Annotated in this window: 26 protein-coding genes, 1 tRNA gene and 1 rRNA gene; 22 read left to right on the forward strand and 6 right to left on the reverse strand. The window is 73.1% G+C overall.

Annotated features, from left to right (window positions below; genetic code table 11):
* Positions 1-175 precede the first annotated feature (175 nt).
* Both rrf and EAH89_RS23525 read left to right on the forward strand, forming a co-directional pair.
* Positions 176-290, forward strand: a 5S ribosomal RNA gene (gene rrf, locus EAH89_RS23520).
* 35 nt (positions 291-325) lie between these two features.
* Positions 326-402: transfer RNA gene (locus EAH89_RS23525), tRNA-Met, on the forward strand.
* A gap of 113 nt (positions 403-515) precedes the next feature.
* On the opposite strand, the gene EAH89_RS33175 is transcribed toward EAH89_RS23525, so the two are convergent.
* The 6 genes from EAH89_RS33175 to EAH89_RS23555 form a co-directional block, all read right to left on the reverse strand.
* Entirely contained in the window at positions 516-3,248 is a 2,733-nt protein-coding gene (locus EAH89_RS33175) for a response regulator (RefSeq protein WP_140886156.1), read from the reverse strand.
* A gap of 136 nt (positions 3,249-3,384) precedes the next feature.
* Entirely contained in the window at positions 3,385-5,241 is a 1,857-nt protein-coding gene (locus EAH89_RS23535; protein ID WP_140886157.1) for an ABC transporter ATP-binding protein/permease, read from the reverse strand.
* Positions 5,242-5,302: 61 nt separating this feature from the next.
* The gene (locus EAH89_RS23540) at positions 5,303-6,007 is read right to left on the reverse strand and encodes a hypothetical protein (protein WP_140886158.1); all 705 of its coding nucleotides are present in this window, start codon (positions 6,005-6,007) and stop codon (positions 5,303-5,305) included.
* A 10-nt stretch (positions 6,008-6,017) separates the two neighbouring features.
* Positions 6,018-6,179 carry a DUF1328 domain-containing protein gene (locus EAH89_RS23545; protein ID WP_043834752.1) on the reverse strand — a complete coding sequence of 54 codons (162 nt, stop codon included), beginning with the start codon at positions 6,177-6,179 and terminating at the stop codon, positions 6,018-6,020.
* 85 nt (positions 6,180-6,264) lie between these two features.
* Positions 6,265-6,681, reverse strand: coding sequence for a CsbD family protein (locus tag EAH89_RS32005; RefSeq protein WP_194152363.1), 417 nt, complete (start codon positions 6,679-6,681; stop codon positions 6,265-6,267).
* Between the two features lie 114 nt (positions 6,682-6,795).
* Positions 6,796-7,512, reverse strand: a complete 717-nt coding sequence (locus tag EAH89_RS23555; RefSeq protein WP_140886159.1) for a response regulator — start codon at positions 7,510-7,512, stop codon at positions 6,796-6,798.
* Between the two features lie 131 nt (positions 7,513-7,643).
* Here EAH89_RS23555 and EAH89_RS23560 point away from each other — a divergent pair, with 131 nt between their 5' ends.
* The 20 genes from EAH89_RS23560 to EAH89_RS23650 all read left to right on the forward strand — a co-directional run bounded on the left by EAH89_RS23560 (position 7,644) and on the right by EAH89_RS23650 (position 24,572).
* On the forward strand, positions 7,644-8,183 hold the full coding sequence (locus EAH89_RS23560; RefSeq protein WP_140886160.1) for a sigma-70 family RNA polymerase sigma factor: 540 nt from the start codon (positions 7,644-7,646) through the stop codon (positions 8,181-8,183).
* Between the two features lie 93 nt (positions 8,184-8,276).
* Positions 8,277-8,930, forward strand: coding sequence for a sigma-70 family RNA polymerase sigma factor (locus EAH89_RS23565; protein WP_241667176.1), 654 nt, complete (start codon positions 8,277-8,279; stop codon positions 8,928-8,930).
* Between the two features lie 53 nt (positions 8,931-8,983).
* Positions 8,984-9,142, forward strand: a complete 159-nt coding sequence (locus EAH89_RS31485) for a NepR family anti-sigma factor (protein WP_408906318.1) — start codon at positions 8,984-8,986, stop codon at positions 9,140-9,142.
* A gap of 5 nt (positions 9,143-9,147) precedes the next feature.
* The gene (locus EAH89_RS23570; RefSeq protein ID WP_140886161.1) at positions 9,148-11,061 is read left to right on the forward strand and encodes a sensor histidine kinase; all 1,914 of its coding nucleotides are present in this window, start codon (positions 9,148-9,150) and stop codon (positions 11,059-11,061) included.
* Between the two features lie 96 nt (positions 11,062-11,157).
* Positions 11,158-11,460, forward strand: coding sequence for a DUF883 family protein (locus EAH89_RS23575; protein ID WP_140886162.1), 303 nt, complete (start codon positions 11,158-11,160; stop codon positions 11,458-11,460).
* A 13-nt stretch (positions 11,461-11,473) separates the two neighbouring features.
* Entirely contained in the window at positions 11,474-11,896 is a 423-nt protein-coding gene (locus tag EAH89_RS23580) for a hypothetical protein (RefSeq protein WP_140886163.1), read from the forward strand.
* Between the two features lie 189 nt (positions 11,897-12,085).
* Positions 12,086-13,126, forward strand: coding sequence for a phosphate ABC transporter substrate-binding protein PstS (gene pstS / locus EAH89_RS23585; protein ID WP_408906319.1), 1,041 nt, complete (start codon positions 12,086-12,088; stop codon positions 13,124-13,126).
* Positions 13,127-13,155: 29 nt separating this feature from the next.
* A complete protein-coding gene (gene pstC / locus EAH89_RS23590; protein WP_140886164.1) occupies positions 13,156-14,133 on the forward strand; it encodes a phosphate ABC transporter permease subunit PstC in 978 nt (325 codons plus the stop codon).
* A gap of 5 nt (positions 14,134-14,138) precedes the next feature.
* Entirely contained in the window at positions 14,139-15,029 is an 891-nt protein-coding gene (gene pstA / locus EAH89_RS23595; protein WP_140886165.1) for a phosphate ABC transporter permease PstA, read from the forward strand.
* Between the two features lie 138 nt (positions 15,030-15,167).
* Positions 15,168-15,950, forward strand: a complete 783-nt coding sequence (pstB, locus tag EAH89_RS23600) for a phosphate ABC transporter ATP-binding protein PstB (RefSeq protein ID WP_140886209.1) — start codon at positions 15,168-15,170, stop codon at positions 15,948-15,950.
* A 20-nt stretch (positions 15,951-15,970) separates the two neighbouring features.
* The gene (gene phoU / locus EAH89_RS23605) at positions 15,971-16,702 is read left to right on the forward strand and encodes a phosphate signaling complex protein PhoU (protein WP_140886166.1); all 732 of its coding nucleotides are present in this window, start codon (positions 15,971-15,973) and stop codon (positions 16,700-16,702) included.
* Positions 16,703-16,705: 3 nt separating this feature from the next.
* The gene (gene phoB, locus EAH89_RS23610) at positions 16,706-17,425 is read left to right on the forward strand and encodes a phosphate regulon transcriptional regulator PhoB (protein WP_140886167.1); all 720 of its coding nucleotides are present in this window, start codon (positions 16,706-16,708) and stop codon (positions 17,423-17,425) included.
* A 205-nt stretch (positions 17,426-17,630) separates the two neighbouring features.
* Positions 17,631-18,176: a hypothetical protein gene (locus tag EAH89_RS23615; protein WP_140886168.1), complete on the forward strand. Its 546-nt coding sequence runs from the start codon at positions 17,631-17,633 to the stop codon at positions 18,174-18,176.
* A gap of 129 nt (positions 18,177-18,305) precedes the next feature.
* On the forward strand, positions 18,306-19,013 hold the full coding sequence (locus tag EAH89_RS23620) for an RraA family protein (RefSeq protein WP_140886169.1): 708 nt from the start codon (positions 18,306-18,308) through the stop codon (positions 19,011-19,013).
* Entirely contained in the window at positions 19,010-19,702 is a 693-nt protein-coding gene (locus tag EAH89_RS23625; protein WP_140886170.1) for a class I SAM-dependent methyltransferase, read from the forward strand. Before EAH89_RS23620 ends, EAH89_RS23625 begins: the two co-directional genes overlap by 4 nt.
* A gap of 8 nt (positions 19,703-19,710) precedes the next feature.
* The gene (locus tag EAH89_RS23630; protein WP_161993726.1) at positions 19,711-20,154 is read left to right on the forward strand and encodes an acyl-CoA thioesterase; all 444 of its coding nucleotides are present in this window, start codon (positions 19,711-19,713) and stop codon (positions 20,152-20,154) included.
* A 175-nt stretch (positions 20,155-20,329) separates the two neighbouring features.
* The gene (locus tag EAH89_RS23635; RefSeq protein WP_140886172.1) at positions 20,330-21,112 is read left to right on the forward strand and encodes a class II aldolase/adducin family protein; all 783 of its coding nucleotides are present in this window, start codon (positions 20,330-20,332) and stop codon (positions 21,110-21,112) included.
* Positions 21,109-22,749 (forward strand): amidohydrolase, encoded by a 1,641-nt coding sequence (locus EAH89_RS23640; RefSeq protein ID WP_140886173.1) that lies wholly within the window; start codon positions 21,109-21,111, stop codon positions 22,747-22,749. The genes EAH89_RS23635 and EAH89_RS23640 overlap by 4 nt, the downstream gene beginning before the upstream one ends.
* Positions 22,750-22,752: 3 nt before the next feature.
* Positions 22,753-23,694, forward strand: a complete 942-nt coding sequence (locus tag EAH89_RS23645) for an ABC transporter permease (RefSeq protein WP_140886174.1) — start codon at positions 22,753-22,755, stop codon at positions 23,692-23,694.
* A complete protein-coding gene (locus EAH89_RS23650) occupies positions 23,691-24,572 on the forward strand; it encodes an ABC transporter permease (RefSeq protein ID WP_140886175.1) in 882 nt (293 codons plus the stop codon). The genes EAH89_RS23645 and EAH89_RS23650 overlap by 4 nt, the downstream gene beginning before the upstream one ends.
* Positions 24,573-24,584 lie beyond the last annotated feature (12 nt).

The raw sequence follows: 24,584 nt of genomic DNA on the forward strand, positions 1-24,584 counted from the left end.
TGGAAGCTTGGTAACAAGCGCAGCCGAGCGGTCCTAATCGCCCGATCGAACTCCTCAACACACGCCGCGTGAGGGCCCAAACCCTCGCCGCACGCAGCACCAACGCGCTACCCCCTCACACCTCGCCATCCTCCCCCTCACCAGGGGAACACCATCAGACGTTCCGGCCCGGTGGCCTGGTGCCTACAGCGAGTGTGCCACACCCGATCCCATCCCGAACTCGGCCGTGAAACCACCCTGCGCCTATGGTACTGTGTCCTAAGACACGGGAGAGTCGGTCGGCGCCAGACCACCCGACCGGAACGTCAATCCTACCATCACCTCACGCGGGGTGGAGCAGCCCGGTAGCTCGTCAGGCTCATAACCTGAAGGTCACAGGTTCAAATCCTGTCCCCGCATCCAAAACACACGGCACCACACCACGCGACGCCAACGCACACCTCACCAACCAAGCACCACACCAACGCCCCGACGCCCCAAGCGCCGGGGCGTTGGTGCATTCGCACCACCACGCCCTAGGATGCCGGCGCCGCCTCCAGCAGCACCGCCACCCGTTCCGCCAGCCGCCGCCCGTCCACTGGCTTGTTGAGCAGCGAGAAGCCCCCGCTCAGCGCCCCGCCGATGGCAATCTCCGCCGCGTTGGTCACGAACCCTGTCAGCAGGATCGCCGGCAGCCCCGGCCGCCGTCGCTGGATCTCGCGGATCAGCGCGAGACCGTCCATGCCCGGCATGGAAAGGTCCGACACCACCAGCTCCGGCTCCCATCCGCCGTCGATCAGCTCCAGCGCCGCTGGCCCGGACGGAGCCGCGCGAACCGCGTAGCCCTGCGCCTCGAGCTGCTCCGCCGTCACCTCCCGCACGGCCGCGTCGTCGTCAACCAGCAGCAACCTCGCGCGCTGCCGAGCGGCGGGCGGCTCCGGCTCGCGGACGCCGCCTCTCTCCCGCGCGCCGGCCTCGGCCCTCGGCAGCAGGAGGTGGATCGTGGTGCCGCGTCCCGGCGCGCTCTCGATGAGGATCCCGCCGCCGCTCTGCTCCGCGAAGCCCCGCGCCATGGAAAGCCCCAACCCCGTGCCCTTGCCCACCGGCTTGGTCGTGAAGAAGGGCTCGGAGGCGCGGGCGAGGGTAGCCGCGTCCATGCCCTCCCCGGTGTCGGCCACGGAGATCCGCACATAGGTGCCGCGGCCCACCCCCGCCGGATGCACCTCGTCGCCGACCGTCTCCACCGCCGCCGCCAGCCGGAGCGACCCCACCCCGCCCATCGCGTCCCGCGCGTTGGTGCCGAGGTTGATCAGCACCGTCTCCAGTTGCCCCTTGTCCACGAACAGGGTCGGCAGGTCCGGGGCGGCCTCGAGCTCTACGCCGACGCCGCTGCCGAGGGTGTGCAGCAGGATCTCCCGCATGTCCGCGAGCAACCCCGCCGCGTCCACCGCCTCCGCCCGCAGCGCGCTCCGCCGCGCGAAGGTCAGGAGCCGTCGCGTGATGACGGCGCCCCGCTCCGCCGCCTCCACGATCATCCGGCTGAGCCGCCCCACCCGCGCCGCGTCCCCGGGCCGCCGCTCGATCAGCGCGGCCCCGCCCTGGACGGCCTGCAGCACGTTGTTGAAGTCGTGCGCGATTCCCCCGGCGAGCTGCCCCAGCGCCTGCATCCGCTGCGCCTGGGCCAGCCGCGCCTGCGTCGCCTCCAGGTCCTGCGTCCGCTCGTGGACGAGCCGCTCCAGCTGGGCGCGGTCCCGCGCCACCACCTCCCGCGCTTCCACGATCTCCTGGATGTCCGTCGAGGCGCCGAACCACCGGAGAACCCGCCCCTCCGCGTCGCGCACCGGCAGCGCGCGCGAGAGCGTCCAGCGATACGCCCCGTCGTGACGCCGCAGCCGCGCCTCCATCTCGTAGGGCTCGCCCGTGCGCAGGCTCCGCGACCAGCGCCCCGCCACCACGGCCATGTCCTCGGGGTGGATCAGCTCCAGCCAGTCCGCCCCCGCGCCCGCCGCGTCCCCGCCATGGCCGGTGAAGGCGAGCCAGCGCGCGTTGACGTAGTCGTGCCGCCCATCCGGCCGCGCCGACCACACCATGGGCGGCATGGCGTCGGCGAGCGTGCGGAACCGCGCCTCGCTGTCCCGCAGCGCGGCCTCGGCCCGCAGCCGGTCCGCCAGCGTCCCGGCGAGCGTGACCGCGAGCTCGTCCGCCTCCCGCAGCCCCGTGGCCGCCCCGCCCGGCGCGGCGCCATCGCCCCGCGCCAGCGCCAGCGCCGGAACGCGGCGGAAGGCGGCGACCACGCGCCGCGCTAGCAGCAGCGAGACCAGCAGCCCGCCCGCGAGCACCAGGGCGCCCGGAAGGAGGGAGCGGAGCAGCCCCGACTGCAAGGGCTCGAGGAAAAGCCCCTCCGGCACGTCGAGCCGCACGAGGAACCGGCTCTCCGGCGACCGCGCGTAGGCCGTGGTGAAGGCGCCGCCCGTCTTCGGCTTGCGGCGGGGCACCAGCCCGGCCTCCCCCGCCATCTCCCCCGCGCCGCCCAGCGGATCGCCCACCCGCACCCCGCTCCGGGTGGTCGCCACCGCGCTGCCCTGGCGGTCCAGCACCCAGGCCGTCCCGCCGGCCGGCAGGCCCGCGGCGGCCAGCAGGGCCGCGAAGCGCTGCACGGGCACGCCGATGCCGATCGTGGCTTCGCCTGCGTAGCGCCCCTCCGCCAGCACCGGCGCCGCGACCGCGACAAGGGGGATGTTCTGCCGCCGCGCGATGAACACGTCCGAGGTCGCGACGCGCCCCCGCGCCAGGGCCTCGGCGAGGTGCGGGAGCATCCCCGCCGCCTCCTCGCGTCGCTCCCCCACGGCCCATCCCGTGTCCAGCAGCCGAACCCCGTCGGCCCGCACCAGGCGCAGCATCACCTGCCCCGCGCCCGGCGGCAGCTCGGCCGAAAGCATGCCGGCGGCCGCGCGCATCTCGCGCTCGAAGGCCGCGAGGTCGCCGCGCGCCAGCACGGTGGAGCCCGCGAGCATCTCCGCGACCGTGCCGGCCCGCTCGAACTCCCGGTCCACGAGGCGCGCCATGGTCCGCGCCTGCGCGACGAGCTGCGCCTCCGCGCCCTGCCGCGCCGCCCCGTACTGAACCCAGAGGGACCCGACGCCGAACAGGGTCAACGGGACCGAAACGGCGGCGACGAGAAGCATGAGGTGGCGGGAGAGCGGCGCCGCCCTCGGCCCGCCGGGGGGCGCCGCGCCGTCCGGGGCCGGGGAGGGCGCTCCCGCGGCCACCGGCAATCCATCCTGCATCGCCGCGGCACCTCATCCCCGGGCGGGGGATTTTCCCCTCCCGGACGACCTCACCCTAGCCGGAACGAACGCCCCGCGCCACGCCCCGTCGTGGGGGAGCCCGCGCTCCCGGGGTGCCTCAGGCCGTCACCCGCGCCCGGCGCCGGAAGGGGTTGCGGATCTTGATCTTGCGCGTCTTCAGCACCCGCGCCGGCGTCCGCATCGCCAGCCGCGCGCCCTCGGGCCCGCGCTGGAGGTGCAGCGTGCGCTCGTGGAAGGCCTCCAGCCCCGGCCGGTGCCCGATCGAGATGAGGGCGCTCTCGGGCAGCTCGTCGAGCACGAGCTGCATCATCGCGTCCTGGTTCTCCTCGTCGAGCGCCGCCGTCGCCTCGTCCATGAAGATCCAGCGCGGCTTCTGGATGATCAGCCGCGCAAAGCCGAGCCGCTGCTGCTCGCCGAGCGACAGCATCTGGTCCCAGCGCCCCTCCTCGTCGAGCTTCTCCTCGAGGTGCGACAGGCCGACGCGGGCCAGCGCCGGCCCCGCCACCGCGTTCTTCACCGTGTCCGGCGAGTGTGGGTAGGAGAGGGCGCCGCGCAGCGTGCCCAGCGGCAGGTAGGGCCGCTGCGGCATGAACATCGTGGCGTACCGCGGCGGCATGAAGATCTCGCCGCTCCCCCAGGGCCAGATCCCCGCGAAGGCGCGGAAGAGGGTGCTCTTGCCGGTGCCGGACTCGCCCTTCACCAGCACGCGCTCCCCCGCCCGGATCTCGGCCGTGGCCTCGGCGATGACGACCGAGCCGTTGGAGAAGGCCACCTGCACGTCGCGGAAGGCGACCCGCTCCTCCTCGCCCGGCGGCTCCTCCACCCGCACGATCGTGGGCTGGTCGGGCTCGGACACCATCTCCTCGATCACGCGGAGGGATTCCCGGAAGCTCAGCAGCCGCTCGACGCTCGAGCGCCACTCGGCCAAGCGCGGGAAGTTGTCGACGAACCAGTTCAGCGAGGCCTGCACCGAGCCGAAGGCCGAGCCGATCTGCATCAGCCCGCCGAGCGTGATCGCGCCGGAGAAGTAGGAGGGCGCCGCCACCACCGTCGGGAAGACGGAGGTCAGCATCCCGTAGGCGCTCGTCAGCCACATGAGGTTGCGCTGGCTGCGCATGAGGTCGCGCACCGAGGTCGCGACGTGCACGAAGGTGCCCACCAGCCCCCGCCGCTCGTCCGCCTCGCCGCCGATCAGCGCGATGCCCTCGCTGCTCTCGCGCGCGCGGACGAGGGAGAAGCGGAAATCCGCCTCCTTGGCCATCCGCTCCGTGTTCAGCCGCACCATCGGCCGCCCGACGAAGTAGGTGAGGGTCGAGCCGATGACCGCGTAGACCAGCGCCGCCCAGACCATGTAGCCGGGAATGGTGATCGCGTGCCCCGCGATGGTCAGGTTCAGCGCGCCCGAGATCGTCCAGAGGATGCCGATGAAGGCGCAGAGCATGATCGCCGAGTTGAACAGGCCCGTCGCGAAGTCCACCGCCAGGTCCACGCTCAGCCGCGCGTCCTCGGCGATGCGCTGGTCGGGGTTGTTGCTCTCCCCCGCGCGCTCGAGCTGGTAGTGGCGCGCGTTCGTCATCCAGAGGTCGAGCAGCCGCTTCGTCAGCCACTCGCGCCAGCGGAGCTGGACGAGCTGCTTCACGTAGAGTTGGTAAACGGCCGTCACCATCGACGCCCCGGCCAGGCCGAGGAAGAGCACCATCTGCCAGAGGAAGGCGTTGCGGTCCCGGTTCTCGAGCGCGTTGAAGAAGTCGCGGTTCCAGAGGTTGAACCGGATCTGGATGAGGATCTGCAGCAGGGTCAGCAGCATCAGCCCAGCCCCGAGCCAGCGGGCCTTCTTCTCCCGGAAGAAGCCGCCGGCCAGCCGCAGGAAGGCCATCACCGCGCCGGTCTGGATCTGGGTCGCGGCCGCCTGCTCGCCCGCCGGCCTGGTCTCGTTGGAACCCGCTTCGCTCACGCTCGCTCCCGCCCGAATCCGGCCGTTTCGTTACACGGGCCCATCATAGGGCGTCGCCGCGTCATTGGGGGCGCCCCGCCGGCAGCGGCTCGAGCTTTTCCGGCGCCTCGCCGATCCGCTCGGCGTCGAGCGCCTTGCCCCGCTCCGGCAGCGAGGCGCCGCGGCCGGTGGCGGCCACGGTCTTGCCGACCGCCAGCCGGTCGCCCAGCGCCGTCGCCGCCGCCAGAGGCACGCGGATGACCACGCCCCCGTCCAGGATGACCCCGATCTGGTCGCCCTGCGCCGTGAGCAGCGGCGCGCGCACCGTGCCCGAGGCCTCCAGCGCCTCGTCGGCCGCGTGGAAGACGGGGAAGGTCCAGGTCGGGCGCTCGACGAAATGCGCGGGCGCGGAGCCGTCCACCGCCCAGGCCAGCATCGTGATCACCGGCGCCCGCCGCGCGCGGATGCCGTAGACGACGATGGAGCGCCCCACCGGCACCGCCGACATCATCTCGGCCGCCATGTTGTCGGGGAAGATGACCTGCGGCCCCTCCCGGAACAGCAGCCGGTCGGTCTTGCCGTCGGGGTTCAGCAAGTAGCGGTCCACCACCCCCGTGAAGGAGGGAAGCTGCGTCGGATCGAACCAGAGCCGACCGGCCGGGCTCGAGGCGCCTCCCGGCGGCGATGTTCCCGAGGGCGTTCCCTGGGCCAGAACCTGCCCCGAAAAAGAGGCCGGCCCCGCGACGATCGTCGCGAGGCCGGCCAGGCATGCCGAACGGCGGCGCATGGGGCCCTCGTCAGATCCAGCCGCGGCCCGCGACGAGCGACACGAGGAACAGGATGATGAAGATGACGAAGAGGATCTTCGCGATCCCGCTGGCCGCCGAGGCCACGCCGCCGAAGCCGAGCACCCCCGCCACGAGCGCGATGATCAGGAAAATGACGGTCCAGTAGAGCATGGTGGGTTCCTTGAAGGGCAATCCGTTGCAGGAACGTGGAAGACCGGGGGCGGTTGCCCCCCGGCCACGTCGCGTTGCCGCCGCGCTACACCCCGCCGTTCTGCCCCTTAGCCGCGCCGCCCGCGCCCGCGCCCGCACCGCCCGCCCCCGTGTCGCCTGGGTTCATGTCGCTCGGGCCCGTGCCCCCCGCGCTGACGTCACGCGGGCTCCGGTCGCCCGCGCCCTGGTCCCCCGCGCCCGCGTCCCTGGCGCCCGCGTTCCCAGTGCTCCGGTCCGTGGAGATCGACTGGCCCGAGTTGCCCCCGTCCTGGGACGCCCCCCACTCCTCGAGCTGCCGCTTCGCCTCGTCGGGGCCGATGCCGTAGCGCTCGCGGATCCGCTCCATCAGCAGGTCGCGCTTCCCGCCGGCCTGGCTGATGTCCTCCTCCGTCAGCTTTCCCCATTGCTGGCGGACCTTGTCGGTCATGCCCGACCAATCGCCGGCAAACCGGTCCCAGTCCATCGCTGCTCTCCTCCGCTCGCCCCGCGGGGCGCGGGGATCGGCAGGGGAACGGGACCGGGGGGCGGCCAGTTGCCGGGCGCGGGCCGGCCGGGGAGGGACGGGGCCTCGGCGGCCTCAGTCCAGCGGGATGCCGCCCGAGACCGCCTGGTAGGTCGCGATGGCCAGCGCCATCGGCTCGAAGGGCTTGCTGATGATGAAGGCCGGCTCCAGCCGGTCCGCCGTCAGCAGCCGCTCGGGATAGGCGGTCACGAAGATCACCGGCGTGTCCTGCTCCTGCAGGATGCGCTGCACGGCGGAGATGCCGTCGCCGCCCGGGCCGAGGTTCACGTCGGCCAGGATGAGGCCCGGCTTCAGCGCGCGCGCCATCGCCACCGCCTCGGCCTCGCCGGTCGCGATGCCCACCACGTTGTGCCCGCAGGCCTCGACGAGCTGGCGCAGGTCCATCGCGATGATGGGCTCGTCCTCGATCACCATGATGTCCGTCGCCGCCACCGCCCGCAGCGCGTCCCGCGCCGCCTCGAGCATCTGCCGCGCCTGGGGCAGGGGGGTGCCGATCGCGCGCGCGGCGTCGGTGAGCGAGAGGTCCTCCAGCGCGGTCAGCAGGAGAAGCTGGCGCTGCTTCGCGCTGATGTGCTCGCCGCTGCTGTCCGGCACCAGCCGGCTCACTCCGGCGAAGAGCGCCAGCTCGACCGGCACGTCCGAGGGAAGCCCGGCGCGCAGCGCCTGCGCCACCAGGGCATCGCCGCGCGCCTGCCCGCCCGTCAGGGCGCGGGCATAGCGCCGCGCGAAGGGCAGGGTACGAAGCAACTCCCCCTGCGTGACCGCATTCATCCGTGATAGTCCTCCGCTGGCACACCGAGCCGTCTTTACGACGCGCCCGCCCGCCTACATGGGTTCACTGGGCGCCACGTCCATGCGCGGCGCCCCTTTCCTGCTCAGGCCTGCCCAGACCAACCGGGATCATGACGAAACCAGACGATCCCGGGGGCGAGGACTTCCGCCCCGCCCTCATCCGCCTGCTTCCCGATCTTCGGGCCTTCGCGCGGTTCCTGGCGCGCGATCCGGCCGCAGCGGACGACCTCGTGCAAGACACATTGCTGCGTGCGCTCCGCTCGGAGTCGCAGTGGCAGCCCGGCACGAGCCTCCGCGCCTGGACCTTCTCCATCCTCCGCAACGCCTGGTTCGAGAACCGGCGCCGCGCCGCCGCCCAGAAGCGCGCCCTCGACCGCGTCCCGGTCGAGGAGGGCACACCCGCCGGCCAGGAGCACCGCATGGAGGTGATGGGCCTCGCCCGCGCCATGGCCCACCTGCCGCGCGACCAGCAGGAGGCGCTCGTCCTCGTCGGCGCCCTCGGCTTCTCCGGCGAGGACGCGGCGCGGGTGGCGGGGGTGCAGGTCGGCACCCTCAAAACCCGCCTGTCCCGCGCCCGGAAGGCCCTCGCCCTGCAGTACGGCCACCAGAATACCCCTCTCGAGGAGGGGCAGGACCCCCCAACCGCCTGAAAACGCTCCTGGCGTTCCTGTGATAAGGAAAGGCGTAACCTATTCAGGGGGGGGCGCATTGGTCCGGCGAAGATAGCCGAAGGGGAAGCCACCATGACCCAGACCATCGCCGCCGAGACCGCCGCCACCGAAACCGTCGCCGTCCGCGCCACCCACACCGTCGCCGACTTCCACAAGCTGCTCGTCACGACCCTCCCCCGGCTCCGCGTCCAGGCCCTGGCCCTCACCCGCAACCGCTCGGACGCCGACGACCTCGTCCAGGCCGCCGTCACCTCGGCGTTGGCCGCCAAGGACAGCTTCACCCCCGGCACGAACTTCGGCGCCTGGATGTTCCGCATCCTCCGCAACCGCTTCATCTCCGACGTCCGCCGCAAGCGCGAGACGACCGACATCGACGACGTGCCCAGCAGCGCCTTCGCCCGCCCCGGCGCGCAGGAGGACAGCCTTGTGATGCGCGAGCTCCGCGGCCATCTCGGGCGCCTGCCGGCCGAGCAGCGCACCGCGCTGGTGATGGTGACCGTGCAGGGCCTCTCCTACGAGGAGGTCGCGGCCGCTATGGATTGCGCCGTCGGCACCGCCAAGTGCCGCGTCTTCCGCGCCCGCCAGACCCTCCAGCGCTGGCTGACCGGCGAGGAGCGCGGCGTCGAGACCCCCGTCGCGGCCCGCAAGGTTTCCTCTTCCCCTCGCGCCACGCGCCGTCATACTGCGCGCCGTGAGGACGGAGCGGGGCGCGCGTCCCCAGTCTGAGGATGGACGAGAGTAATCCAGAGCCAAAGGCGGGGGGCGCTGTGCCGAAGCCCGTGAAGGCCGATGCGAACGGGCGTGGCCAGGCCACGCCCGAGGCCGCCTTTGACATCTGGCTGCAGCGCGGGCTGCACCACATGTTCGACGACGTGATGCAGGAACCGATCCCCGAGGAGCTTCTGCGCCTGATCGAGCAGGATCGCGAGCAGAGCTGAGCCCGGTGCCGGACGATAGCTCGACGGCCGGCCCCGCCGCGCCCGCCGCGGGCCGCGCGGGAGACCCGCCCCCGAATTCGCCTTCGAATCCGCCCCCGCCCGGCCGCCCCCTCGCCGGCGCCCCGCGGCCCGGCCCGGCGCCCCGCCGTGGCCTCGTCAACACGGCCCTCCTGAACAACGGGCTCGCCGCCGTCCTCGGCGGCATCCGCGGCCGCATGATCGTGCTGCTGATGGTCGCCGGCATCCCCGTCGCCTCGATCGCCATCACCAACGCCCTGCAGGACCACCGCGCCGCCCTCGCCGAGGGGCGCCGGGGGGTCGAGAGCTTCCGCACCCTGATGGCCGTCCGCTACGGCGCGGCCCTCGGCGCCGCCGAGTCGCTCCTCACCGCCCTCGCCCGGGAGGACCCTCGCGCGACCGAGGAGCCCGCGGCCTGCAACCCCGCCCTCCGCCGCGTCATCGACCTCCACCCCGGCGACATCGCCGAGATCGCGGTGCTCGTCCCGGACGGTCCCCCGCTCTGCGGCAACCTTCCCACCGGCTTCGACCCCGGCCCCCTCCTCCGGGAGGCGCTGAACGAGGGATCGGCCGCCTTCGGCGGCTTCCTGCCGGGCACGAGCGCCCGCGTGCCGGTGCTGCCCGTCATCGTGCCCGGCTCGGGCGTGGTCGGCACCCGGGCTGCCGGCGCGGAGGATCGCCGCGCCCCCGCCCGGCCGCCCGGCGCCTCCCCCTGGGCCGTCCTCGGCACGGTCGTCCTCCACGACTACGTCTCCCTCGCCGGCGGGCGCGAGAACGGCAGCCTCGTCTGGCTGGTGGACCGCGACGGCCGCGTCCTCTCCCCGGGCGGCGGGGCCGCGACGCCCCTCGACCCCGGCGTGCTCGAGCGGATCGACGACGACGGCCAGGTGCTCGAGGGGCCGCGCGGCCACTTCGCCTACGCGGGCGCGCGCCTCGGCCCCGGCCTCCGCCTCGTCGTCGGCCAGCCCGTCGGCCTCGTGCGCGAGGCCGCGCGCACCGTCCTCATCCAGCGGATCATGGAGCTGGCAACCTTCCTCGTCGCCTGCCTCGCGGCCATCGTCATCGGGGCGGACCTCGCGATGGTCCGGCCGTTGCGCCTCCTCTCCGCCCGCGTCCGCGGCTGGCGCCCGGGAGCCGCCTTCCGCGTCAGCCCCGCCGGCACGGAGCCGCGCGAGGTCCGGGCCGTGGAGCAGGCCTTCAGCGAGGCCGCCGCCGCCCTCGCCCGCCGCGAGGGCGACCTGCGCGCCGCCCTCGAGCAGCGCGACGCGCTGATGGGCGAAATCCACCACCGCGTGAAGAACAACCTCCAGATCGTCTCCTCGCTGCTGAACCTGCAGGCCGGGCGGATCGGCGACCCCGCGGCGACGGCGGAGTTCCTCGCCGCCCGCAACCGCGTCCGCGCGCTCGCGACCCTGCACCGCCACCTCTACATGCAGCACTCCTTCGAGACGGTCTCGCTCGTCCCCTTCCTGACGGAGCTGACGAACCAGCAGTTCTCCTCGCACAACGAGTCCCCCGGCGAGCGCCTCGCGCTGCGCCTCGAGGTCGCGGACATCGCCATCTCCACCGACCAGGCCGTCTCCCTCTCCCTCCTCGTCACCGAGGCCGTCGGCAACGCGGTCGAGCACGCCTTCCCGGACGACACCCGCGGCACCATCCGCCTCAGCCTCGCCGAGGAGGGCGGCGAGGTCACGCTCGTCATCGCCGACGACGGCATCGGCATCCCCGACCGGAAAGAGCGCCCGCGCGGCCTCGGCCTTCAACTCATGGAGGGCTTCGCCAAGCAGCTCGGCGGCCCCCTCACGGGCGGGCGCCGCGAGGCGGGGGAGGGCGGGGGCACCCTCTGGAGCGTCCACTTCCCGGTGCGCGAGAACCCCGCCCCCCGACCCATGTCGGGCTGACCCGCGGTCTCCCCCGCCCCCGTCCGTTCCGGCGCGCAACCGGGCCCGTGGGGCCGCGTTGCCCCCCCGACCCGATCGTGTCCGCAGGAGAGACCCATGACCGCCAACACCGAGGCCGGAAAAGCCGTCGATGACGCCGCGATGGCCGTGAACGACACCGCCAGCAGCGTGGGGGACCAGCTCGCCGCCCTCCGCAAGCAGGTCGAGGACCTGCTCGCCGACCGCCAGAAGTACATGTCCCAGGCGATGGACGCCGCCGAGGGCTACGCCGCCCGGGCGACCGACGCGACCCGCGTGCAGTACGAGGCCGTGACCGACCGCGTGCGCGAGCGCCCGGCGCAGTCGCTGCTGATCGCCGCCGGCGTCGGCTACATCCTCGCCCGTATCCTCGGCCGCTGAGGGGCGCCGCGCGATGCGGACCTTCAGCCTGGTCGGCATGGCGGCGCAGGCGGAAGGGCGCCGCCTGAAGGCGAAGGCCACCGCCACCGCCACCCGCATGGCCTTCTACGCCGCGGCGGGGGTGATGGGGCTGGCCGCCTTCGCCATGCTCCACGTCCTCCTCTTCCACGTCGCCCTGCTCTACTTCGGGCCGATCGTTTCCGCCCTCGTGGTGCTCGTGCTGGACCTGGTGGTGGCGGGCATCCTCGCCCTGCTCGCCTCCCGCGACACCGCGCCGCGCGCGGCGATGGAGGCCCAGGCCGTGCGCAACGTGGCGCTACAGGGGGCGGCGCAGTCGGCCGTCGCCGGCTTCACGACCCAGGCGGCGCCCCTCATGGCGCTCGCCGGCATCGCCGTCGCGGCCCTCTGGCCGAAGCTCTGGGGCCGCCGGACCTAGCGCCGCGACGCCCGGCGCCCGCGACAGGGGCACCCTCCGCAAGGGGGGTGCCCTTTTTCTTGGAATCCCTCCGAGGGCGGGCGGGTGTCATCGATCCGTCATGAAACCGCAACACGGCCGTCTCCCGCCGCGCCTAGAAGGCCCCCGCCGGCCCCCGGGCCGCCTCGAACCTTCGGAGATCACCCCGTGATCCAGCGCCGCACCGCCCTTGCCGGCCTCGCCGCCTTCGCCGCCGCCCCCCTCCGGCCCGCCGCCGCCCAGACGATGCGGGTGACCGGCGCCGGCGCCTCCTTCCCCAACCCTGTCTACCAGCGCTGGGGCGAGGGCGCGAAGGCCGCGGGAATCGAGCTCAACTACCAGTCCGTCGGCTCCGGCGCCGGCATCAACCAGATCCGCAACCGCACCGTCGACTTCGGCGCCTCCGACGCCCCGCTCAGCGCGCAGCAGCTCGCCGAGGGGAACCTCATCCAGTTCCCGACCGTCATGGGCGCGGTGGTCCCCATCGTGAACGTCCCCGGCGTCGCCGACGACGGGCTCCGCCTGACGGGCGAGCTGCTGGCGGAGATCTACATGGGCAAGGTCGCCAAGTGGAACGACGCCCGGATCGCCGAGCTGAACCCCGGCGTCGCCCTGCCCAACCTCGCCATCGCCCCCGTCTACCGGGCGGACTCCTCGGGCACGAGCTTCGTCTTCACCTCCTACCTCTCGGCCGTCTCGGCGGAGTGGAAGTCCCGCGTCGGTGCCGGCACCTCGGTCCGCTGGGGCACGGGCGCGGGCGCGCGCGGCAACGAGGGGGTCGCCGGCACGGTGCGCAACACCCGCGGCGGCATCGGCTACGTCGAGAACGCTTACGCCACCCAGAACAAGCTCTCCACCGCCCAGCTCCGCAACAAGGCCGGGCACTATGTGAAGGCGAGCATGGAGAGCTTCGGCGCGGCCGCCGCCAGCGCCGACTGGTCCGTCCCCGGCTTCGCCGCCAGCCTCGTGGACCAGGGCGGCGACGCCTCCTGGCCGATCGTCTCCCCCACCTTCATCCTCCTGCCCACCAACCCCACGGACATGGCCCGCACCCGCGCCGTGCTCCGCTTCTTCGACTGGGCCTACGCGAACGGCGGCGACGCGGCCCGCCAGCTCGAGTACATCCCGCTCCCCGAGGCCGTGCAGAACGCCGTGCGCGCCGCCTGGTCGAAGCTCGAGGTGAACGGCCAGGCCGCCTGGCCCGCGGGCTGAGCCGCCGGGACGCCCGAGAGGAACCCCACGTGGCCCAGGTCGCCGTCGACGTCCTCCCCGCCGCCCCCGCGCGCCCCGCCACCCGGCGCGGGGCGGGCCGCGGCGACGCCATCTTCGCCGGCCTCTGCCGGGCCGCCGCGGTCCTCGTGCTGGTGCTGCTCGGCGCCATCATCGTCGAGCTCTTCCTCGGCGGCCTCCCCGCCTTCCGCGCCTTCGGGGCGGCCTTCCTCGCCTCCACCGAATGGGACCCGGTGGGCGACCTCTACGGCGCCGGCGTGCCCATCTACGGCACGCTCGTCACCGCGGTGCTCGCCCTCCTCCTGGCCGTGCCGGTCGCCTTCGGCATCGCCTTCTTCCTGACGGAGCTGGCGCCGGCCTGGATGCGCGGCCCCGTCGGCACCGCGATCGAGCTGCTGGCCGCCGTGCCCTCCATCATCTTCGGCATGTGGGGCTTCTTCGTGATCGTGCCGCTGATGGCCGGCACCGTGCAGCCCGCCATCATCGACACGCTCGGCGAGGCCCCGCTGATCGGCGACTTCTTCGCCGGCCCGCCCTTCGGCACGGGCCTCTTCACCGCCGCCCTCATCCTCGCGATCATGGTGCTGCCCTTCATCGCCGCCACCATGCGCGACGTCTTCCTCCAGGTCCCCGGCGTCTTCAAGGAGAGCGCCTACGGCCTCGGCGCCACGCGGTGGGAGGTGATGCGGCGCGTCGTGCTGCCCTACACCCGGGTCTCCGTGGTCGGCGGCATCATGCTCGGCCTCGGCCGCGCGCTGGGGGAGACGATGGCGGTCACCTTCGTCATCGGCAACGCCAACCGCATCGCCACCTCCCTCTTCGGGCCCGGCAACACCATCGCCTCCCTCGTCGCCCTCGAGTTCGGGGAGAGCGCCTCCGGCAGCCTCAAGCTCGCCTCCCTCCTCGCCCTCGGCTTCATCCTTTTCGTCATCTCCTTCGCGGTGCTGGCCCTCTCGCGCTGGCTGCTCCGCGCCCGGACCGGGGCCTGACGCGCATGCCCGCCACCACCATCCCCTCGGTGCCCGGCCGCGCGAAGGACCCGCGCGCCGCCGCCGCCCTCGGCCGCCGCCGCGCCCGGGTGGACACGGCCATCCGCCTCCTCTGCACCGCCGCCACGCTGCTCGGCCTGCTCTTCCTCGTCTCCATCCTTGCCACCCTCGTCTGGAAGGGCGCGGGCGGCCTCTCGCTGCGCGTCTTCACCGACGTGACCAAGCCCCCCGGCTCCGGCGGCGGCCTGCTGAACCCGATCGTCGGCAGCCTCATCCAGGTGGTCCTCGCCACCCTGCTCGGCACGCCCATCGGCCTGCTGGTGGGCACCTACCTCGCGGAATACGCGGGCAACTCCCGCTTCGGGACCACGGTGCGCTTCGTGTCCGACGTGCTGCTCTCCGCGCCCTCCATCCTCATCGGCCTCTTCGTCTACCAGTTCCTGGTCCTGCCCTTCGGCGGCTTCTCCGGCTGGGCGGGGGTGGTGGCGCTGGCGATCATCGTCGTCCCCGTCGTGGTGCGCACGACCGAGGACATGCTCCGCCTCCTGCCCAACACCCTGCGGGAGGCCGTGATCGGCCTCGGCGCGCCGAAGTGGAAGATGATCGTCCTCGTCTGCTGGCGGGCCGCCACCTCGGGCATCCTCACGGGCGTGCTGCTCGCCGTCGCCCGCATCGCCGGCGAGACGGCGCCGCTCCTCTTCACCTCGCTGGGCAACCTCAACTGGTCGGTGAACCTCGCGCAGCCCATGTCGAGCCTGCCGATCACCATCTACGCCTACGCGGGCTCGCCCTACGAGGACTGGATCACCCTCGCCTGGACCGGCGCGTTGGTGATCACCCTCGGCGTGCTCGGCCTGAACATCGTCGCCCGCGCCGTGCTGCGGGCCCGCGGATAGGATCGCCCCATGCACCAGGCCACCACCGGCAGCGCCCCCGCGGGCACCACCCAGAACGCCTCCCCGGCCGCCGTCGCCGCCCCGAAGGCGGGTGCCGCCTCGCCGGCGCGCCAGGGCGGCACCGGCTCCTTCGGCGGCATGGCCGCGCGCTCCACCGCCGGCATGAACGCCCCCCGCATCGCCATCCGCGGGCTCGACTTCTTCTACGGCGACAACAAGGCGCTGAAGGGCATCACCCTCGACCTGCCGGACCGCCAGGTCACCGGCATGATCGGCCCCTCCGGCTGCGGCAAGTCGACGCTTCTGCGCGTGCTCAACCGCATGTACAGCCTCTACCCCGGCCAGCGCGCCGAGGGAGAGGTGATGATGGACGGGGAGAACATCATCGACCCCGCCCTCGACCTCAACGCGCTCCGCGCCCGCATCGGCATGGTCTTCCAGAAGCCCACCCCCTTCCCGATGACCATCGCCGAGAACATCGCCTTCGGCATCCGCCTCCACGAGAGCCTCAACCGCGCCGAGATGGCCGAGCGCGTGGAATGGGCGCTCACCCGCGCCGCCCTCTGGCCGGAGGTGAAGGACCGGCTGAACAGCTCCGCCATGGGCCTCTCGGGCGGCCAGCAGCAGCGCCTCTGCATCGCCCGCACCATCGCGGTGCGGCCGGAGGTCATCCTCTTCGACGAGCCCACCAGCGCCCTCGACCCCATCAGCACCCTCCGGATCGAGGAGCTGATCGACGAGCTGAAGCGGGACTTCACCATCGCCATCGTCACCCACAACATGCAGCAGGCCGCCCGCTGCGCCGACCAGGTGGCCTTCTTCTACCTCGGCGAGCTGGTCGAGGTGGCCCCCGCCGCCGACCTCTTCACCGCGCCGCGCCAGAAGCGGACCCAGGAATACATCACCGGCCGCTTCGGCTGAGCCGGGGAGGGGAGGGCACCATGGACCAGCAGGCAGAACATCGGGCGGACCGCATCGTGAAGTCCTACGAGGAAGAGCTTCGCCGCCTCCGCGAGCTGATCGCCCGCATGGGCGGCCTCGCCGAGCGCCAGGTGGCCGACAGCGCCTACGCGCTCGTCCGCCGCGACTCCGAGCTCGCCGGCGAGGTCGTCGGCCGCGACGCCCCGATCGACGCCCTCGAGCGCGAGGTGGACGCCTTCTGCGTCCGCCTCCTGGCGCTCCGACAGCCCATGGCCGGCGACCTCCGCTTCATCATCGCGGCGCTGAAGATCAGCCAGGACATCGAGCGCATCGGCGACTACGCCCGCAACGTCGCCAAGCGCGCCATCATCATCGCCGGCCAGCCCTTCCTCGGCGGCGTGAACGGCTTCCAGTGGATGGCCCAGCTCGTCCAGCGCAACCTCAAGGACAGCATCGACGCCTTCCTGCGCGAGGACGCGGAGCTCGCCGAGCGCGTCTGGGCCGCCGACGCCCCGGTGGACGACATCTACACCGGCATCTTCCGGGAGATGCTGACCCACATGATGGAGGACCCCCGCAACATCACGGCGGCCACCCACATGCTCTTCATCGCGAAGAACTTCGAGCGGATCGGCGACCACGCGACCAACATCGCCGAGACCGTCCACTACGCCGTCCGCGGCGCCATCCTCCCCGAGGACCGCCCCAAGGCCGACATCTCCGCCGACCTCCCGCCGTCCCCCCCGGCCTGACCGATGGGCACGCGATCGGCGTCCCTTCCCGAGAGCCAGCGCCCGACCATCCTCGTGGTCGAGGACGAGGCGCCGCTCCTCACCTTGCTGCGCTACAACCTCGAGAAGCAGGGCTTCCGGGTGGAGGAGGCGACGGACGGGCCGGAGGCCCTCATCCGGGTGGCCGAGGCGAAGCCCGACCTCCTGCTGCTCGACTGGATGCTGCCGGCCATGTCCGGCCTCGAGGTCTGCCGCCAGCTCCGCCGCCGCCCCGAGACCCGCGACCTGCCGATCATCATGGTCACCGCCCGGACCGAAGAGGCCGACGCCGTCCGGGCGCTCGACACCGGCGCCGACGACCACATCGGCAAGCCCTTCACCATCGAGGCCCTCCTCGCCCGCATCCGGGCCGTCATGCGCCGCGCCGCCGGCCCGGCCAGCAAGGGCGCCCTCGCCTGGCAGGACATCGCCATGGACCAGGACGCCCACCGCGTGACCCGGGGCGGCCGGAGCCTCCATCTCGGCCCCACCGAGTACCGCCTGCTGGAATTCTTCCTCCAGCACCCCGGCCGCGTCTTCTCCCGCGAGCAGCTCCTCGACGCCGTCTGGGGGCGGGACATCCACGTCGAGCTCCGCACCGTCGACGTCCATATCCGCCGCCTCCGCAAGGCCGTGAACGGGGAGGGGGACGCCGACGTCATCCGCACCGTCCGCAGCGCCGGCTACGCGCTGGACGTGGAGTAGCGCCCGCCGCGCCGGGGAAAAGGGCGGGGGAAGGGCTGGGGGCAAGGCCGCGCCGCCCCCGGGTGGAGGGACGCGTTCCCCTGCCGCGACCATTGCATTTTCGACACGCCCACACCCCACCGGTTGCATTTTTTGAAAAGTGAATCCCTTTGCTCGCGAATCTGTGATCTAGTATGTGCAGATTTCATCCGAGGGCAGCTTCACGATGTCCGGCCGTTCCCCCCTCCTCGCCTGGCGCATGCCGGTCGCGGTGCACGCCAACGACAATGCCGGCACGACCGCGATCCTGTCGGCGGACGGGCGGCTTACCATCTCCTGCGCCGTCGCGCCCGAGCCCCTGTGGGAGGGACCCGGCGCCGTCATCGCCATGGGGGTGCGGGACGGGCGCCACGGCCTCGGCCTGGTCCGGGCCGCGGGGGGCGACCCGCAGGAGGTCGACTCCGCCCTCGACCCCTCGGTCCTCCGACGTCTGCTCATCCACTACGGCCTCTGGCTCGGCTTCGACGGCGAGGCCGAGACGGTGGCGGCCGGCGAGCTGCGCCGCCTGCCCGTGCCCGTCGGCCGCCCCGGCCGGGTGGAGTATCGCCTCGACCTCCGCCGCATCGGCCGCCGCGCCCAGGCCCTGACCGCCGACGGCACCATCCTCCTCGACGGCCGCCCGGCCGCGACGGTGGAGGGCCTCTCGATCGCCTTCCGCTCGCCCCAGAGCCAGGCCCGCCGCGCCGCCCGCCCCGCCCTCTCCCCGGCCTGAACCCGCCCGCCGCGGCCCGTTCCGCCCCCGGCTTCCCCGCCCCCCGCGATTGCCCTCCCGGCCCGGCGCGGCGATGCTGCGCCCCCCAAGGGCCGCCCGAGGCGCCCCGGGGAGGAACCGGAGACGCCGATGCCCGAATACCCCTTCACCGCCGCCGACCTCGAGGCGCTGCGGGCCTGGGACACGCCCACCATCTGCAACGCGCTCGAGATGGTGGCCCCCCACCGGCGCGGCCACGGCTTCACCCTTCGCATGCTCGTCCCCGCCTCCACCAGCCTGCCGCCGATCTGCGGCCTGGCCCGCACGGGCACCATCCGCGCCGCCGCCCCCTCCGGCCGCGCCGCCGAGGTGGACCGCGCCGCCCGCATCGGCTGGTACGAGTACGTGGCCGAGGCCGCCATGCCGAGCGTGGTGGTCCTGCAGGACCTCGACGACACCCCCGGCACCGGCGCCTTCTGGGGGGAGGTGAACACCAACATCCACAAGGCCATCGGCGCCCAGGGCTGCGTCACCAACGGCTCCATCCGCGACCTCGACATGATCGCCCAGGGCTTCCAGCTCATCGCGGGGTCGGTGAACCCCTCCCACGCCTACGTCCACATCGTGCAGTACGGCCAGGAGGTGACGGTCCACGGCATGGCCTGCCACCACGACGCGGTGGTCCACGCCGACCGCCACGGCGCCGTGGTCATCCCGCACGACGCCGTCACGAAGATCCCGGCCGCCATCGAGCTTCTCTCGCGGCGCGAGCGGGTGATCCTCGACCTCTGCGCCTCCCGCGACTTCACCGTCGCCGCCCTGCGCGACGCCCTCTCCCGCGCGGACGAGATCCATTGAGCGAGGCCGCCCCCCGGGCCGCCCCCGCCCTGACCCCCGCCGCGGCCGAGGTGATGGCGGCCATCCACGGCACGGACGTCTACGCCGGCTTCCAGCCCTCCCGCGCCCTCGACCTCCAGGGCTGGAACGGCGTCCACCCCGCCCTCGCCCGGGTGGTGGCGGAGGCGACGCCGCGCATCGCGCTCGACATCGGCGTCTGGAAGGGCCAGTCCACCGCCTTCCTCGCGGAGGCGATGCGCAAGGCGCGGCCGGACTCCGCCCTCATCTCGATCGACACCTTCCTCGGCAGCCACGAGCACTGGAACCGCGACCGGCCGGACCGGATCATGGACAGCATCGGCCTCGTCCACGGCTGGCCCTCGCTCTACTGGCAGTTCCTCTCGAACATGGTCCACAGCGGCCACGCCGAGCGCGTGGTGCCGCTGGCCCAGACGAGCGACAACGCCGCCGTCATCCTCGGCCGCCTCCGGATCCGCCCGGACCTCGTGCACATCGACGCGGCCCACGAGTACGACCCCGTGCGGCGCGACATCGAGAACTACTGGGCCCTCCTCCGCCCCGGCGGCATCCTCATCGGCGACGACTACCCCTGGCCCGGCGTGAAGCAGGCCGCCGACGAGTTCGCGGGCAAGCACGGGCTGGAGATGGTCGTCGAGAACCCGAAATGGATCATCCGCAAGCCGGCGTGACGCGCCCCGTGACCGATCGTCCGGTCCTGGCGCGGGTCCGCCCGGAATGGGTGGACCACTACGGCCACATGAACCTCGCCTTCTACGTCGCCGTCTTCGACCTGGCGACCGACGCGCTCTGGCCCGCGCTCCGCCTCGGCGAGCCCTTCCGCGCGAAGGGCCTCGGCACCTTCGCCGCCGAGAACTGGGTCGCCTACGCGCGCGAGGTCCGCCTGGACGACCCTCTCTCGGCGACGAGCGAGGTCCTCGCCCATGACGAGAAGCGCCTCCTCGTCCGCCACCGCCTCTTCCACGCCGAGGCTGGCTTCGAGAGCGCGCGCTGCGAGCTCCTCTTCCTCTGCGTGGACCTCGCCCTCCGCCGCGTCCGCCCCTGGCCCGCCGAGAACCGCGCCGCCTTCGCGGCCTCGCCTCCCGGGCCCCCGCCCGAGCGCCTGGCGCTGCGACGCGCCTGAGGCGCCGGCCCGGAAGGCACCGGCCCGGCGATCCCCGCCCAAAGCGGCGGCACCCTGCGCCCCCCGGCGGCAGCCGCCGTCCGGAGGGCGCGGCGCCCCCGTCCCGGTATCCAATATCCGGGTTGACGCCCCCGGGTAGGGGGGGGAACCTCCCGGCCCGCACGGAGGACCCCCGATGAACGTTGCGATCCGCGCCGAGAGCGAGGCGCCCGCCGGCATGCCGCCCGAGGAATGGGCGATCCGCTGCGACCTCGCCGCCCTCTACCGCCTGGTGGCCCACCACCGGATGACGGACCTCATCTACACCCACATCTCCGCCCGCATCCCCGGCCCGGACCACCACTTCCTCATCAACCGCTACGGCGTGCTCTTCCACGAGATGCGCGCGAGCGACCTCGTGAAGATCGACCTCGACGGCAACGTGCTGGAGGACGAGCCGCAGTCGCGCCGCGTGAACGCCGCCGGCTTCACCATCCACTCCGCGATCCACCGGGCGCGGGAGGACCTCACCTGCGTGGTGCACACCCACACCGCGGCCGGCATCGCCGTCTCCTGCCAGAAGCACGGCCTGCTGCCGATCAGCCAGCACGCGCTGAAGTTCTACGGCGGGATCTCGACGCACGGCTACGAAGGGGTGGCGCTGGATCTCGACGAGCGCGACCGCCTCGTCGCCGACCTCGGCCCGACCAACAAGGCGATGATCCTGCTCAACCACGGCCTGCTCGTCGGCGGCCGCACCATCCCCGAGGCCTGGAACGGGATCTACTACCTCGAGCGCGCCTGCCAGGCCCAGATCGCGGCCCTCTCGGGCGGCGCCGAGCTCGTCTTCCCGCCCGAGGAGGTGCGCCTGAAGACCGCCGCCCAGTTCAACGGCCCGCACACCCTGACCCACGCGCAGTTCGCCTGGGAATCCGCCCTTCCCCTCATCGAGGGCCAGGGCCGGGACTGGCGCTCTTGAGCACCGACCTCCTCCTCCACGGCGGCCGCGTCTTCCGCGGCCTCGCCGGCGGCTTCGCGGAGGCCCTGCTGGTCCGCGACGGCCGCGTCGCCGCCGTCGGCACGGCGGAGGAGGTGGAGGCCGCCGCCCCGCCCGGCACGCGGCGCCTCGACCTCGAGGGCCGGGTCGCCATCCCGGCCTTCAACGAGGCCCACATGCACCTGCTGCCCTACGGCCTCGGCCTCAGCCAGGTGAACCTCCGGGCGGAACAGGTCCGCACCCTCGACGAGGTCCTGCGCCGCATCGGCGAGGCCGTGAAGGGCGCCCCCAAGGGCGCCTGGATCCTCGGCCGCGGCTACGACCACGGCGCGCTCGACATCGGCCGCCACCCGACGGCCACCGAGCTCGACCGCGTCTCCCCCGACAACCCCGTCTACATCGTCCGCACCTGCGGCCACATGGGCGTCGCCAACACCGCCGCCATGAAGGCGGCCGGCGTCGGCCACAACACGCCCGACCCCGAGGGCGGCGCCATCGAGCGCAAGGGCGGCGCGCTGACCGGCCTCTTCCTCGAGCGCGCCAAGCGCCTCGTCATCGACGCCATCCCGCTTCCCTCCGAGGACCACATGGTCGCGGCCATCGAGGCCGCCGGCCACGACCTCGCCTCCCGCGGCTTCGCGACCGCCTCCGACATGAACGTCGGCATGACCGCCGGCCTGCACGAGATCGCCGCCTACCGCCGCGCCCTCGCCGAGGACCGCCTGATCCAGCGCATGTGGCAGGTGCTCGCCGGCAACCCCGAGGGCATCGCGGAGAGCGCCTGGAACGAGGGCCTGCGCCCCGACCACACCGACGACCGGCTCGCCTGGGGCGCGGTGAAGGTCTTCGGCGACGGCTCGGCCGGCGGCCTGACCGCCGCCTTCTTCGACCCCTACCTCGAGAGCGCGGGCGGTGGGACGGGCATGTTCATGTTCCCCGACGAGACGATGCACCGCCTCCTCGCCCTCTATCACCGCCAGGGCTGGCAGCTCGACATCCACGCCATCGGCGACGCCGCGATCGAGCAGGTGCTGGTCGGCATGGAGAGGGCCGGGGAGGGCGACGCCCCCCTCGCCGGGCGCCGCCACCGCATCGAGCACTGCGGCTTCCTCAACGCGGGCCAGCGCGCCCGTATGAAGGCCCACGGCATCATCCCGGTGCCCCAGCCGGTCTTCCTATACGAGTTCGGCGACCTCTACGTGAGGAACCTCGGCCCGGAGCGGAGCGAGAACGCCTACCCCATGCGCACCTGGCTGGAGGAGGGCCACCACCCTGCCGCCTCCTCCGACAGCCCGGTCTGCACGGTCGACCCCTTCATCAACCTCTTCACCATGCTCACCCGCAAGACGAACCGCGGCACCGTCCTCGGCGCCGCCGAGGCGCTGACCGCCGAGCAGGCCGTGCACTGCTACACCTGGTGCGGCGCCCACTCGCAGTTCGCCGAGACCCGCCGCGGCACGCTGGAGCCGGGCATGCTCGCCGACATCGCCGTGCTCTCGCGCGACATCTTCGCGATCGACCCCGAGGAGGTCCTCACCACCGAGGCCGACCTCACGCTCCGCGGCGGGGTGCCGATCTTCGACCGCCACGGGGCGCTTCGCTCCCTGGCCATGGCCTGACGCATGGGGCGCCACGCCGTCCAGCGGCTGCTGATGGCCATCCCCTTGCTCTTCGGGGTGATGCTGGTGGGCTTCCTGCTCATGCAGGTCGTGCCCAACGACCCCGCCCTCGTCCGCGCCGGCCCCTCGGCCACGCCCGACGTGGTCGCGGCGCTGCGGGCCGACATGGGCCTCGACAAGCCGCTCTATGTCCAGTTCGGCCTCTACCTCTGGCGCCTGCTGCACGGCGACCTCGGCGTCTCCATCATCAACAACGTCCCGGTCATCCAGGAGCTCGGCAACACCGTGGGCCCGACGCTGGAGCTCATGTTCGCGAGCCTCATCTGGTCCATCCCCATCGGCATCGCGCTCGGCACGATCGGCGCCTACCGCCGCGGCCGGCTGGTGGACCGCCTCATCACCGCCTTCGCGGTGGCCGGCGGCTCCATCCCCGTCTTCTTCCTCGGCCTCGTCCTCATCTGGTACGTCGGCTTCCGCCTCCAGCTCCTGCCCTTCACCGGCCGCGGCGGCCCGCTCTGGACCGCGGACGGGCTGACCGCGATCATCCTCCCGGCGCTCACCCTCGGCGGCACCTTCATCGGTCCCGTGGCGCGCATGACCCGGACCGCGGTGCTCGACGTGCTCGGCGTGGAGCACGTCCGCACCGCCCGCTCGAAGGGCCTCGGCGAGTTCCGCGTCGTGACCCGCCACGCGCTCCGCAACGCCATGATCCCCGTCGTCACCCTCATCGGCCTGCAGATCGGCTTCCTCCTCGGCGGCGCGGTGGTGACGGAGACGGTCTTCTCCTGGCCCGGCGTCGGCCGCCTCGCGGTGGGCGCCATCCTCTCCGCCGACTTCCCGATGGCGCAAGGCACGATCATCGTCCTCTCCCTCGGCTTCATCCTCATCAACCTCGTGGTGGACGTGCTCTACGCCGCCCTCGACCCGCGGATGCGCACGGCATGAGCGCGACGGCCGAACCCCTGGTCCAGCCGGAGGCCGCGCCGCCGCGGCGCCCCGGCACCCTCGCGCGCCTGCTGCGCGAGCCCGCGGCCGCCTTCGCCCTCGTCCTCGTCCTGCTGGTGATCGGCGCGGCGCTGCTCGCCCCCGTCCTCTCGCCCACCGACCCCTTCGACAACGACCTCTCTCTCGCCATGCAGCCGCCCGGCTCCCCCGGCCTCCCGCTCGGCGCGGACAGCCAGGGCCGCGACATGGTCACCCGCGTCCTCTACGGGCTGCGGATCACGCTCCTCATGGGCCTCGCCTCCGTCGCCCTCGGCGGCGGGATCGGCGCGCTGATCGGCTTCGCGGCCGCCTTCTACCGCCGCCTCGACGGGCTGCTGATGCGCCTGATGGACATCATGCTCTCCTTCCCCGCCATCCTCTTCGGCCTGGCGCTGGCGGCCATCTTCGGCCCGGGCATCCAGGCCGTGGTGCTGGCGCTGTCGGTCGCGACCATCCCGCTGATGGCCCGCATCGTCCGCGGCTCAGCGCTCGCCGTCATGGGGCTCGACTACATCGAGGCCGCGCGCGCCACGGGCATGTCGGATCAGCGCATCATCCTCCGCCACGTGGCGCCGAACTGCCTCTCCTCCATCTTCGTCTTCGCGACGCTGCGCTTCGGCCAGGTGATCCTGCTCGGCTCCGCCCTCTCCTTCCTGGGCCTCGGCGCGCAGCCGCCGATTGCGGAACTCGGCGCCATGGCGAGCGACGGCCGCAATTTCCTGTTCTTCGCGCCGCACATCGCGGTCATCCCCTGCATCGCCATCTTCGCGGTGGTGCTCGCCTTCAACGTGCTGGGGGACGCGCTGCGCGACGCGCTCGACCCCCGGCTCCGCACCTAGCAACAGAGGAGG

It is taken from the genome of Muricoccus nepalensis (assembly GCF_006438825.1).
GTDB classification, from domain to species: domain Bacteria; phylum Pseudomonadota; class Alphaproteobacteria; order Acetobacterales; family Acetobacteraceae; genus Roseomonas; species Roseomonas nepalensis.